The sequence below is a fragment of the Yaniella halotolerans DSM 15476 genome (genome assembly GCF_000420805.1).
GTDB classification, from domain to species: domain Bacteria; phylum Actinomycetota; class Actinomycetes; order Actinomycetales; family Micrococcaceae; genus Yaniella; species Yaniella halotolerans.
Map to the genome: position 1 here is coordinate 265,791 of NZ_ATVQ01000003.1, position 13,376 is coordinate 279,166.

General features: G+C 55.2%; 10 protein-coding genes. 7 read left to right on the forward strand and 3 right to left on the reverse strand.

The window, feature by feature from the left end:
- Positions 1–32: 32 nt before the first annotated feature.
- Both G583_RS0111105 and G583_RS0111110 read right to left on the reverse strand, forming a co-directional pair.
- Positions 33–665, reverse strand: coding sequence for a GDSL-type esterase/lipase family protein (locus G583_RS0111105; RefSeq protein WP_022871253.1), 633 nt, complete (start codon positions 663–665; stop codon positions 33–35).
- Positions 666–776: 111 nt separating this feature from the next.
- On the reverse strand, positions 777–4,544 hold the full coding sequence (locus G583_RS0111110; RefSeq protein WP_022871254.1) for a multifunctional oxoglutarate decarboxylase/oxoglutarate dehydrogenase thiamine pyrophosphate-binding subunit/dihydrolipoyllysine-residue succinyltransferase subunit: 3,768 nt from the start codon (positions 4,542–4,544) through the stop codon (positions 777–779).
- Positions 4,545–4,873: 329 nt separating this feature from the next.
- Here G583_RS0111110 and guaB1 point away from each other — a divergent pair, with 329 nt between their 5' ends.
- The 6 genes from guaB1 (at position 4,874) to G583_RS15755 (ending at position 11,752) form a co-directional block, all read left to right on the forward strand.
- Positions 4,874–6,331 (forward strand): GMP reductase, encoded by a 1,458-nt coding sequence (gene guaB1 / locus G583_RS0111115; protein WP_022871255.1) that lies wholly within the window; start codon positions 4,874–4,876, stop codon positions 6,329–6,331.
- Positions 6,332–6,491: 160 nt separating this feature from the next.
- Positions 6,492–7,832: a hemolysin family protein gene (locus G583_RS0111120; RefSeq protein WP_029629510.1), complete on the forward strand. Its 1,341-nt coding sequence runs from the start codon at positions 6,492–6,494 to the stop codon at positions 7,830–7,832.
- Positions 7,829–8,923 carry a hemolysin family protein gene (locus G583_RS0111125; protein WP_022871257.1) on the forward strand — a complete coding sequence of 365 codons (1,095 nt, stop codon included), beginning with the start codon at positions 7,829–7,831 and terminating at the stop codon, positions 8,921–8,923. The genes G583_RS0111120 and G583_RS0111125 overlap by 4 nt, the downstream gene beginning before the upstream one ends.
- A 115-nt stretch (positions 8,924–9,038) precedes the next feature.
- Complete coding sequence (locus G583_RS0111130; RefSeq protein ID WP_022871258.1) at positions 9,039–10,004, forward strand: metal ABC transporter substrate-binding protein; 966 nt, start codon at positions 9,039–9,041, stop codon at positions 10,002–10,004.
- A 36-nt stretch (positions 10,005–10,040) separates the two neighbouring features.
- Positions 10,041–10,913 carry a metal ABC transporter permease gene (locus G583_RS0111135; protein ID WP_022871259.1) on the forward strand — a complete coding sequence of 291 codons (873 nt, stop codon included), beginning with the start codon at positions 10,041–10,043 and terminating at the stop codon, positions 10,911–10,913.
- A complete protein-coding gene (locus G583_RS15755; protein WP_022871260.1) occupies positions 10,910–11,752 on the forward strand; it encodes a metal ABC transporter ATP-binding protein in 843 nt (280 codons plus the stop codon). Before G583_RS0111135 ends, G583_RS15755 begins: the two co-directional genes overlap by 4 nt.
- Here G583_RS15755 and G583_RS0111145 read toward each other — a convergent pair.
- Positions 11,746–12,156: a Fur family transcriptional regulator gene (locus G583_RS0111145; protein WP_022871261.1), complete on the reverse strand. Its 411-nt coding sequence runs from the start codon at positions 12,154–12,156 to the stop codon at positions 11,746–11,748. The two genes, G583_RS15755 and G583_RS0111145, sit on opposite strands and share 7 nt — an antisense overlap.
- A 216-nt stretch (positions 12,157–12,372) precedes the next feature.
- On the opposite strand from G583_RS0111145, the gene G583_RS0111150 reads away from it, so the two are divergent.
- Positions 12,373–13,359 carry a sulfurtransferase gene (locus tag G583_RS0111150; RefSeq protein ID WP_022871262.1) on the forward strand — a complete coding sequence of 329 codons (987 nt, stop codon included), beginning with the start codon at positions 12,373–12,375 and terminating at the stop codon, positions 13,357–13,359.
- Positions 13,360–13,376 lie beyond the last annotated feature (17 nt).

Below are 13,376 nucleotides of genomic sequence, written 5' to 3' on the forward strand. Positions count from 1 at the left end.
CGCTAGCGTGGCAGGACGGAAGCGTCAGGCGTTTAGGAATGCATGCTTGGGTCCGTGATGCCGAGCCAGTCGAACCAGCCGCGGTTTAATACCAACCAGGCAATGAGGCCATACGCGGCTTGTCCTGGAAGTCCCTCATTAACCATGACATCTTGATTGAAATTCTGGTGGTTTACCAGATCAGTAAACGCATCAACGTAAAGGACATCACGGCGCTCTGCCACACCTTGATATGCTTCGTTGAGCTGAGCCAGATGCTGGTTGGTCTCGTGATCCTGCGCAGGTGTTGGCCCGACAACGAATGTAGCAATGCTGTGTTGTTTGGCCCGATCGAGAATATTCGCGAGGTGTAGCCGTGCACGGGCAGAGGATCCCGCCATACTGATGGGATCCTGTGGAACGGCGATCAGCAGACGGTTTTCCACGTTTTCATCACGAGAGAGACGTGGAATGACCTCCCGTTCCCAGCGCTCTGACATTTCTTCGGTGGTTTCGTTGGGGAATACTAACGGGTAGGACTCCATCTGTAAGTCTGGGACGTGAGTTTTTGCAAGTACCCGGCCCAACCAACCTAAGCCGCGCGCGTCGCCAACTCCGGTGAGTGTTTGGGCTCCGATGGAGAACAACCGGATGTTTCGAGTGTGCACGAAGTTTGCCTCTTTCAACTAGCGTCCTTTTGTTCCACTGTAGCCCTCTTGCGCCAGATTGGCTGTTTAAATGCCTGTTGCGGCCCAAAAAATTTGGACCGCAACAGCAGGCATGTTCGATTTTGTCGACTAAGCCCCGAAAATGTCCTGGAGCAATGCTTCGTGCTCCTCGTCGTGGCGTGGTTTGTTTCCAACCGACGGTGAGGCTGCTTTCAGACGGCTCAGCAGTTCTACTTCGCGGTCAAGCTCAGGGAGCAAGTGCTGCAGCATGAACGGCCATGGACCCTGGTTGGCAGGCTCGTCTTGAACCCAGGAGACCTTGGCATTGCTGTATTTGGACAGCTCTGCCCGGATTTCCTCGGCTGGTAGCGGGTAGAGCTGTTCGACGCGCACAATAGCGACATCTGACTCCATACCCAGCTTCTGACGGCGGTCCACCAGGTCGTAGTACAACCGGCCTGATACCAACAGCACCTGCTTGGCGGAGTTGGTAGCGGTGTCGTCTGGTACCACCGGCATGAAGCGTCCCTGGGTGAATGCCTCTACCTTGGATGCCGCGGCGCGCAGGCGCAGCAGCTGTTTCGGGCTGAACACGATCAGTGGTTGACGCGGGGTCGAATACGCGTGTTCCCGCAGTAGGTGGAAGTGGTTTGCACCGTAGGACGGCTGCACAACACGCATGTTGTCTTCTGCAGACATCTGCAAGAAGCGCTCAATGCGAGCTGACGAGTGGTCCGGTCCTTGGCCCTCATAGCCATGTGGCAGCAGCAGGACGATGGAGGAGTGTTGGTTCCACTTCTGTGCAGACGATGAGATGAACTCATCAATGACGGTCTGAGCGCCGTTGACGAAGTCACCGAACTGAGCTTCCCACAGCACCAGTGCTTCTGGACGCTCTACTGAGTAGCCGTATTCGAAACCGAGTGCGGCGTATTCGCTGAGCAACGAGTTGTAAATCCAGAATTTCGCTTGATCGTGGGACAGCGAGGAAAGTGGTGTCCATTCGTCGTTGTTTTCACGGTCATAGAAGACTGCGTGACGCTGGACGAAGGTACCGCGGCGGGAGTCCTGTCCGGCCAAACGAACCGGGACGCCTTCCATCATCAATGAACCGAATGCTGCAAGTTCTGCAAAGCCCCAGTCGATGTTGCCATCGATAGCCATCTTATTGCGGCGCTCGAGCAAGGACAGCAGTTTCGGATGAACGTTGAACTTTTCGGGAATCTCAGCGTGTACTTCGCCGATGCGACGAAGCATTTCATCTGAAATCGCTGTGGATTCCGGCTTGTAGGCCTGCGTCGACTCTTCAATTCCGTGTGCCGAACCGAGGATCGGGATCGGCGAGGTTTCGGCTTCACCAATCTCTGCGAATGCAGCCTCGAGGCGATTCTTGTAGTCTGCTGCGGCCTGGTCTGCTTCTTCTTGCGTGATATCGCCACGTCCGACCAACGCATCCACGTACAAACGGCGCGTCGAGGTCTTATTGGAGATCAGGCTGTACATGCCAGGCTGTGTCATCGACGGATCGTCACCTTCGTTGTGACCACGACGGCGATAGGTGATCAGATCAATGACAACATCACGGTGGAAGCGCTGACGGTATTCGTAGGCCAACTGAGCAGCTTGTACAACGGCCTCAGGGTCGTCACCATTTACGTGGAAGACTGGAGCCTGAATTGACCGGGCGACATCTGTGGCATAGGTCGATGACCGCGACTGCGACGGTGGAGTAGTGAACCCAACCTGGTTGTTGATGACCACGTGGACGGTGCCACCGGTGCGGTAACCGCGCAGCTGGGACATTTGCATCGTCTCAAAGACGACACCTTGACCCGCGAACGACGCGTCGCCGTGGACTTGGATCGGCAAGACCGAATAGGACTTCGGTGAGTCGGTTCCGTGGTCGTAACGATCCTGTTTGGCCCGCACGATGCCCTCAAGAACCGGGTTGACTGCCTCGAGGTGTGAAGGGTTAGCGGCAACGGACACGTTGGTGGTGTTGTTGTTGTAGGACGTGAAGGTTCCTGCGGTACCGAGGTGGTATTTCACGTCACCCGAGCCCTGCGCGACGCTGGAGTCTGCATCGCCAACGAATTCGCGGAACACTTGGGTGAAAGTTTTGCCAGCAATGTTCGTCAGAACGTTGAGTCGACCACGGTGTGCCATACCGATTGCGACCTCATCAAGACCCTCATCTGCGGCACCTGACAAAACGGCATCCAGCAGTGCGATGAGTGATTCAGAACCTTCAAGTGAGAAACGTTTTTGTCCAACGAATTTCGTTTGAAGGAAGGTCTCGAAGGCCTCGGCTGCGTTGAGGCGCCCCAGGATGCGAAGCTGTTCTTCACGTGTTGGCTTGACGAACGGGTGTTCAAGTTTTTCCTGGAACCATGCACGCTGTTCTGGTTCATCGATGTGCATATATTCGTAGCCCGACTTGCGAGTGTAGGCATCTCGGAGGACGCCCAGCAGGTCGCGCAACAGCATGTGCGATTTTCCGCCAATGCCACCGGTGGGCCAGACACGGTCGAGATCCCACAGTGTGAGACCATGCGAATCGAGGTCCAGGTCTGGGTGCGTACGCATCCGGTATTCCAGCGGATCGGTATCGGCGATCAGATGACCACGGACCCGGTAGGAATGGATGAGCTGCTGAATGCGAGCGGCTTTGCCTACTTCGTCATCTGGGTTGACCTGCACATCTGGCGCCCACCGGATTGGGGTGGTGGGGATACGCAGGTTGACGTAGATTTCGTCGTAGAAGTTGTCTTCACCAAGTAGCAGATTGTGCACGGTGCGAAGGAATTCACCGGAACCGGCACCCTGGATGACACGGTGGTCGTAGGTGGACGTAACGGTCATGGTTTTCGACACGGCTAGATCGGAAAGTACCTTCTTCGATGTACCTTCAAATTCTGCCGGGTAGGTAAGGGCGCCCACACCGATAATTGCAGCTTGACCTTCTGACAAGCGTGGGACGGAGTGTACGGTACCGATACCACCGGGGTTGGTGAGGGAAACCGTGGTGCCCGAGTGGTCGTCCATGGACAGCTTATTGTTGAGTGCGCGCTGGACGAGATCGTCGTAGGCTTCCCAGAACTCGCGGAAGTTCATGGTCTCAACGGCTTTAATCGAGGGCTGTACGAGGGCACGTTCGCCCTTGGAACCAGGGATATCGATGGCCAGCCCAAAGTTAATGTTCGCCGGGTTGATCTTGAACTTCTTACCGTCTTCTTCATGGTAAATAGCGTTCATTTCAGGGTGCTTTACCAGTGCACGTATGACCGCATATCCGATGAGGTGGGTAAAGGAAACACGTCCACCACGGGTGCGCTCCAGGTGGTTGTTGATGACCGTGCGGTTATCAACTAGTGCCTTGACCGGCATGTCGCGAACAGTGGTGGCCGTTGGCATGGAAAGCGACGCGTCCATATTCGCGGCAATAGCTCCTGGCATGCCGCGTAAACGGATCCACTCATCTTCCTTTTCTTCGTCTGCATCTTCGGCCGCTGCGACGCGTTCTTCGTGAGCGGCTTTTGACGGTTCAGAAGTGATGGCATCCAAAGAAGTTTCAGCACGTCGAACTTTTGGTTTCGGAGGCTCTGCCGCATCCTTGCTCGCGCTAGCTTTCTGCTCAGCTTTCGCTGGTTTCTTTGCCGCAGGAGCTGCGGACTGACCAGTTTTTTGTTGAGCTGGTTTAGCTGGAGCAGCGGTCTGGGTTGGAGCTGACTTCTGCGGTGTTTCAGCAGTGTTGGCAGCTTCTAAACGGGCGAAGATCTCTGCCCATTTCTCATCCACAGAAGACTTATCCGCCTTGTACTTTTCGTAGATATCCGCAACAAGCCATTCATTGCCGGGGAATTCCTCGGAGAGCTGGGCGGACGTAAGTTCTGGCACGGTGAAGGCCTCTTCCGTAAGTTCTTTGTTGTTGTGCGTACACGTGGCGAGGCTCGCTGCCGGGCACGACGATTCTCGCCGTTGGGGCCGATGACGGTGTCCCGGTACTGGCCTTGGGTGAGTCTGGGTTCACTCAAGGCGCCCCGTCATAGGCAACTGGGTCCATCATAATGATACTGCTGGGTAAATAGCTACAAAATACATTTGATTGCGCACAGATTGGCTACCCGCAAAAAACACCTCAGAAGAAGTGATGGATGTCTCATGAGTGCGGGGTGGTGGGGAGAAGAATAGCTGTCAGAAAACAGAAAAGCTGTCATGATGGAACTATGCGTTTTCTTAACCCAGTAACGACTGACCTGACCTACTCAGATGTTTTTCTCGTCCCCTCCTTTTCGCAGATCAGCTCGCGTATGGATGTAGATATTTCCTCAACAGACGGCACAGGGACATCGATTCCGATTGTGTCGTCAAATATGAACGGTGTTACCGGGCGCCGCATGGTGGAAACCATGGCCCGTCGGGGTGGGCTGGGTATCTTTCCGCAAGACACACCACTGCATCTGATCCAGGAGTCTATAGATTGGGTGAAGTCGCGTGACACGTTATTTGAGACCCCACTGTATGTCGGCTTAGATGACCGCGTTTTGGATGTGCGCCACCTCGCGGAGAAACGTAACCATCCAGCAGTGTGCGTCGTCGATAACGATCGGGCGCTTTTAGGGGTTGTGCACGTGGCTGACACCGAAGGTATTGACCAGTTCGCGTCAGTCCAGTCGCTGCTCCGTGAGCCGCTGTTGACGGTTGCTGCATCTGAGCTGAAAGACCTGCCGCTGGATGCGCGGGATAAAGCGCTGCGCGATTTCTACATGAAAATGCATGAAGCCCAGGTGAACTTCGTTCCAGTGGTTGAGGGGACAAAGCTCGTCGGTGCGTTGACACAGAATGGCGTGCTCCGCTCAACGATTTTCGCCCCGGCGACGGACGCGAACGGTCGATTGCGGGTTGGTGCAGCGGTAGGAGTCAACGCTGATGTTGCTCAGCACGCTGAAGCCTTGGTGGAGCGTGGGGTCGACGTGATTGTGGTTGATACTGCGCACGGTCACCAAGAAAAAATGCTTTCTGCTCTGCGTAGTCTGGCCGACCTTCCTGTTCCGATCGTTGCAGGAAATATCGTCTCTGGAGATGGTGCGCATGATCTACTCGAAGCAGGCGCCGATATTCTTAAGGTCGGTGTCGGTCCCGGAGCCATGTGCACCACTCGTATGATGACGGCAGTTGGTCGTCCACAATTTTCCGCCGTGCATGAATGTGCACAAGCTGCCGCAAGCCATGGCAAACACGTCTGGGCAGATGGCGGAATCAAATACCCTCGCGACGTTGCCTTGGCGCTTGCCGCGGGTGCGTCACAAGTCATGATTGGCTCATGGTTCGCCGGGGTCATGGAGTCACCGGGGGACATGTTTGTTGATCGGGACGGTCGCAAATACAAGGAAAACTTTGGCATGGCCTCGGCTCGTGCGGTGTCTGCGCGGACCCGCCAGGACGATGCTTTTGCCCGGGCACGGAAGGCCTTCTTTGAAGAAGGTGTTTCCGGGTCTAAAATGTACGTTGATCCAGTCAATCCCTCCGTTGAAGATCTGCTCGATGACATCACCGCCGGTCTTCGGTCGTCCATGACGTATGCGGGCGCTCACAACCTCCGGGAATTTCACGAACGCGCTGTCGTTGGAATCCAATCTGCGGCCGGCTATGACGAAGGACGACCCGTTGCTACGTCGTGGTAACGAAAGGCTCTATAATAAGTTGCATCATGGAATCTGAAAGATGTGCTCGACGCACGAAGCTCAAAACAAATCGCTGTGCTCCGGCGAATGAACTGGAGCCTCCGAGTTGCGCTGAACGTTATGGCGCTGAGACTGCCCGGGTGAGTGATGCGGCGTGACACTGGAATGGCTCCTACTTGGCGTAAGTTTTCTTTTGATTCTCGGCAATGGTTTTTTCGTTGCCGTTGAGTTTTCTCTGATCTCCCTTGACGTGCCAACCGTACAGCGGATGGTCGACGACGGTGACAAGGGCGCACAGCCCGTGCTCAAGGCCCTGAAATCGCTGTCGACCCAGTTGTCCTCGTGCCAGCTGGGTATTACATTGACGGCGCTGCTTACCGGATTTTTTCTGGAGCCGTCGCTGGGCCGACTGTTGGTCACCCCGCTTGAACCGCTCTTAGGCGCCAACGAGGCAGTCGTCTATTCTGTATCGCTGACCATCGCGATGATTATCGGGACGGCACTGTCGATGCTCATTGGGGAACTCATCCCGAAAAACCTGTCCTTGGCTCGTGCCATGCCCGTGGCGCGTGTGCTATCCCGTCCCCAACTGCTCTTCACCGCGATCTTTCGGCCCATTATTGCTGGCTTGAACGGCTTCTCTAACTGGATTTTGGGGCTGTTCGGGATGGCAACCCAAGAAGAGTTGTCGGGTGCCCGGACACCCGAAGAGCTCTCCTCGCTAGTGCGCCGCTCAGCAGAGATGGGCACCCTTGACGGCAGGACGGCAGCCTTTGTGGACCGGACTCTGAACTTTTCCGCTCGTACCGCAGCAGATGTTATGACGCCACGCATGGACATGGAATCTGTCGCGGCAGATCAGAACCTGAATGCGGTTCTGGCGTATGCACGGTCGACTGGTTTTTCGCGCTTCCCAGTCACCGAGGGCCACGCTGATGAGATTCGTGGAGTATTGCATATCAAGAAGGCCATTGCGGTGCCAAAAGAGAAACGGAGTCAGCTTACGGCAGCAACCATTGCCAGCGACATGATGCGGGTCCCAGAATCCGTGAACCTTGATACGCTGATTGCCGATCTGCGCGAAGCTCCGTTTCAAATGGCTCTTGTGGTTGATGAATACGGTGGTACCGCAGGTGTCGTCACGTTAGAAGACCTGGTTGAAGAAATTGTTGGCGAAGTGGCGGACGAGCACGACCGGATCACACCGGGAGTCTTACAGAGTGCTGAAGGCGCTTGGTTCTTTCCTGCAATGCTGCGTCCCGATGAGGTTATGACGCACATACCGGGCCTAACAATTGAAGAAAATGAGGCCTATGAAACCGTCGGCGGATTCATCATGGCCGAGCTGGGCCGGGTGGCCAACGTCGGCGACGTCGTGACCGTTGAGCACGGGACCCTCGAAGTCCGGCGCATCGATGGCCACCGCGTAGAGCGCGTCAAATATACACCCGAGAGCCTACAAGCACAGCGGTCGCAGGCCGCCAAAAAGGAGGATGCATGAGCGAGCATATTCCTGGTCTGCTGTGGCTGGTTGTCTTGTTGGTAGGAAACGCGTTTTTCGTCGCCGGTGAGTTTGCCGTCATGGGGGCGCGCCGTTCGCAGATCGAACCACGCCTTGAAGACGGTTCTAAACTCGCCAAATACGCCATGTTTGCCATGGAGCATGTCACCCATATCTTGGCGATCTGCCAGCTAGGTATTACAGCCTGTTCGCTGTTGATCCTCAATGTGTCTGAGCCGGCGATCGCCTACCTTCTTGGGGTACCACTCAAGGCAATGGGCATCGATCCAGACTTTGCTGCGACGGTGGCGTTTGTCATTGCCCTCGTGGTTGTCACCTTCTTGCATGTGACCCTTGGAGAAATGGTGCCCAAAAATGCTGCCGTGTCCGTAGCTGATCGTGCAGTCATGCTCTTAGCACCACCGTTGGTACTGCTTGATAAGATCCTGCGCCCAATCATTTTGGTCTTGAACTGGTGTGCAAATGTTTTCTTGCGTCTTTTCCGTGTCGAACCTCAACAGGAAGTCACTTCTACCTACACCCTTGAAGAGGTTCAGTCCATCGTCCAAGAATCTCAGCGGACAGGATTGGTCGATGATCAATCCGGCATCCTTTCTGGCGCGTTAAGCTTCTCTGACGTCCCTGCTGAACGGGTAATGGTGCCGATCGATCAGATTGTATCCATCTCCTCGACAGGTACACCTGAAGAGTTTGATCAGGCCGTCCGTAAAACTGGCCTATCGCGCCTTGTGGTTGATGATGCATCTGACAACACCGTAATTGGATATCTACACATCAAAGATCTCATGTCCATTCCGGATGACCGATACACCGCACCCATCCCGGTGAACCGTGTGCGCTCGATGGTGAACATCACGATGGACAAACCTATTGAAGATGCTCTTGCGGTGATGCAACGGATCGGTGTCCATATGGCTCGCGTGCAGGACCATGCTGGTGAGACTGTCGGTGTGTTGTTTCTGGAAGACGTCATCGAAGTACTGGTCGGAGAAATCCGTGATGTCACTCAGTCACAGACGGTGACTGTCCGTCAGCGGATGGGCGGGGCCGGCGGCACAGCGTCGATCTAACGGCGCACCGTGTTGACGGTAAGCATTATTGCTAATGCGAACTGTTTGCATTAGTCTGATCAGGTGAATAGTGGGTGCCAGCTGCCCACGACAGACGATTCCGTAAAGGACCCTGATGCAAACATCCCGTAAGCGTGTTCTACGCCTTGCCGCACCTGCTGCGCTGCTTGGTCTTCTGCTGACCTCGTGTACGACTGACAGCGGGGCTTCGAGCGAGGATGCGACGGTCACGGTGGTCGCCACTACAACGCAAATGGGATCGCTATCCGAACAGATTACTGACTGTGCCGGCGGAGTCACGCAGGTTCTTATGAGCCCAAGCGATGATCCACATCAGTTTGACGCTTCGAGTGCGCAAATGGTCGATATGGTTCAAGCTGATCTCGTGGTGGCCAACGGTCTGGGTCTTGAATCCGCAATGCAGGGGTCGATAGATAATGCCTCTGCTGACGGAGCTGAAGTCCTCGAGTTAGGGCCTCAGCTAGATCCCCTGCCGTTTTCTGCTGATGAAGAGCACGACCACGGTGAAGCGGGCCACGATCACAGCCATGAACACGGTGTTCATGATGCTCACGTGTGGATGGACGTTGCCAGAATGGCAGACGGCGCAGCATTGTTAGGCGAAGAAATTGCGGCCGCGACCGGTGACGAATCATATGTTTCGTGTGGCACAGAAGTCGCGGAGGAGCTGCGAGATGTCGATGCAGAAATAGCGGAGACAATTGAGGAGCTGGGAACACCACGATTGGTCACGGACCATGCGGCATATAACTACTTTGCCGATCGATATGGTGTTGACATTAGTGGTGTCGTCGTTCCCGGTGGTTCGACTGACGCTGAACCTTCTTCGCAGGATCTTGCCCAGCTGTCACAACTTCTCAATGATCAGGGAGCAGATGCTTTGGTCACATCGAAGGCTAACACCAATCGTTTAGTAACCGCATTGGCGGACGAAGCGAACGGTGCTGTGCCGGTCGTTGAGCTGTACGAAAATGGCGTTGGGGAAGCCGGTTCTGATGCTGAAACGTATCAGGACGCCATGTTGTACAACGCGAAAGCTCTGGCCGACGCCATAAACTAACCATGCATTGCAACGCAGGTGAGAGGTGACCACGTAGTGGAACTCTATAACTGGATGGTTGAGCCATTCCAGACGGGTTTTCAAATTCGAGCGCTGCTCGGGGGGCTCTTGGCCGCGGTGATGTCGAGCTTTGTTGGCGTTTGGCTCGTGCTGCGCGGCATGAGTTTCTTTGGTGATGCCTTCGTTCACGGAGTGGTCCCAGGTATCGCCGCAGCAGTACTTTTTGAGTTCTCGCCGTTCCTCGGGGCTGCACTTGCCGCCTTGGTTATGGTCAGCTTGCTTGAGCTGATCCACCGCACCACGAGCCTGAAAGAAGACAGCGCCATAGGCCTCCTGTTCGTGGGGATGATGGCGCTTGGTGTCGTGCTGATCTCTCGGTCTGATAGTTTCCAAGGCTCACTCACCGCGATCCTGTTTGGTGATGCGCTAGGTGTGAGTTGGGCTGACGTGCAGATGCAACTCCTCTTCGTCATCGGTGTCGGCTTGATGTCACTGATGTTGTACCGTCCGTTGATGTCTTTGTCATTCTCCCCGGATAAATCCCAGGCTCTCGGAATGCGCCCGCAGCTCACGCACTGGTTATTGCTGCTGATGATTGCAGCAGCCGTGATAGGTTCATTCCAGGCTGTTGGTACCCTGTTGGTCCTTGGTCTATTGATTGGCCCTGCTGCAGCCGCCGCACTGATCACGCGAACGGTACCGCGCATGATCTTGACGTCACTTATTCTCGGTATGATCTCTGTTACTGTGGGATTGATTTTCAGTTACCATTTAGGTACAGCTGCCGGAGCATCGATGGCGTTGGTTGCCATTCTTGGTTTCTTCCTCATCCTGACGATTCGAGAAACAGTGGCTGCGATTGTCCGGCGTAAACGCAGCACGACATTAGTTGAGCAAGGAGCCTCATGACTCTCGTTGAAGCCCACGATATCGTGTTGTACCGTGGTTCCCATCTGGCCGTTTCCGCATCGTCATTTACGATTCCGCACGGCAAGATTACCGCGGTCATCGGGCCAAACGGCTCCGGTAAGACGACGTTATTACAATCGATGGCCGGCATTCTGACTCCCAGTGCAGGACGCCTCACGGTTCTTGGACAGGCTGTCAAAGATGTGAAACAAGACATCTCATTTGTCATGCAGTCGGTAGTTTTTCCAACTGGTACGCCGATAACCGTCAAAGATGTGGTCTGTATGGGGCGATATGCCCAGCGCGGTTGGTTCGGTATCTTTCGTCCCCAGGACCGGGCCGCCATCAACTATGCGATGGAAACCATGAATATCACCGACCTGAAGCACCGTCATCTCGAAGAGCTATCTGGCGGGCAGCGGCAACGTGTTTATGTCGCGCAGGGGATTGCACAGGGCCACGAAATTCTGGTGTTAGACGAGCCCATGACCGGTCTTGACCTGAAATCCATGCGTATTATTGACGACGTCATTCACGCTGAAGTAGAAGAGCACGGTCATTCCGTCATTTTGACCACGCATGATCTTGATGAAGCTGCGGCGGCTGACCACGTCATCCTTATGGACGGCAAAGTGATTGCCTCCGGGACGCCCGAAGAAGTATTAACACGTCAAAACCTAGAAAAAGCGTACGGTCTGGGGACGCTGCACGAACCCGCTGATGTTAATGGCACGACCGTCGTGGAACTGCCGGAATGCACAAGCGAGGGTGACGCGAACGTTGCAGAAGAACAGTCTGTGGGCTATGGGGAGCGCTTTAGACGCTACGAAGCCTACTGAGTGCACTGGGGGCAGAGCCCATAAATCTCGAGCGTGTGATTGATATCCGTGTAGCCAAAGTCGTCGCCAACGTGGTCGGCCCAATGTTCAATTTTCGGTGCATCAATCTCGACGGTGGCTCGACAGTTGCGGCATACTAAATGGTGGTGGTGCCCGGTTGCGGCGCACTTGCGAAATAGTGTCTGGCCGTCGTCGAGTGCCAAAATGTCCACCAAGCCGTCTTCAACTTGAGCTTGTAGAACTCTATATACTGTGGCAAGCGAGACTGAACGGCCGCTTTCAGCCACGGATTGATGGACCTGCTGAGCCGACTGAAAGTCAGTGTTGCGATCCAGAATCTCATCGATGGCCTGCTTTTGCCATGTGTTGCGTGTGCGCGGCCGTGACGATGAACCTGTCGACATTGTGAATGGTCACCCTTCTGACGTGATGAATTCGGCCTTCATTGTAACAAGGGCTACGCATTAACCTGCAGGATAATTTTGGAAGGCGCTGACTGTGCAATTCTTATGTCACAGGGTTACAGTTGAAGATGTGAAAATCCTGAGACAGCTCGGCACGATCCGTGTCTACCGACAAGAACAATTCGACGGTGCCTATCTTGCTGGAGGGATCAACCAATGAGTCAACCTGTACTTCTGAGTACCGATGTGCTGGCTGCATGGATGGGTGTTGATCCGACGGATAATTCTCTGCCGAACAGCGATACGGTCCATGTTCGTACAAGAATGCTCTCGGATCAGTTGCCAGACCAGCCCGAAGGCTTCGTATCGGCGACACCAGCACCAGAACCCGGAAAGTTGGTCATCTGGGACGTTCGGTGGTCAGCTACCGATTCCACGCAAAATCACGAGGCCTACCGTCAGGGCCATATCCCGGGCGCAGTCTATGTTTCCATGACCAGTCACCTGGCCGGTCACGGTTCACCAGCCCTAGGACGTCATCCACTGCCAGAACCCCGCGACTTTACAGCATCGGTGCGCATGCTGGGCATCAATGATGGCGATACCGTCGTCATCTATGACGCTGTCGGTTCAGCTGCAGCCGCACGCGCCTGGTGGTTGCTGCGCTATGCAGGCATGACCAACGTGTATGTTCTTGATGGCGGTCTCGACGCCTGGCGCGCCGCGGACCTGCCGCTACAGGCCGGGGAGGTATTACCCCGTATTGGATCCGTCTACCTTTCATGGGGCAAAATGCCGGTTGTCGATACAGCCGAGGTCCCAGAATTTCTCCGTGCAGGTGGACTGTTGTTTGATGCAAGAGCGCCCGAACGCTACAGCGGGGAGTCCGAACCTATTGACTCGGTAGCTGGTCATATCCCATCAGCCATTTCTGCGCCGGGCAGCGACGTGACTGATGCCGACGGGAAATTCCGTTCTGCCGCCCAGCTGCGTGAACACTTCGCGCAGCTCGGCGCTACCCAGACGACCGGTGTAGCTGCCTACTGTGGCTCCGGTGTGACCGCGGCAAAAACTGTTTTGGCGCTCGCACTGGCCGGGGTAGAAGGCGTCCTGTATCCAGGTTCATGGTCAGCATGGTCGTCTTCGCGTGACCGACCAGTAGCTACCGGACAGACCCCCGGCACGATGCCCCAGGACCTCTAGAGGTTCAACCCGACACT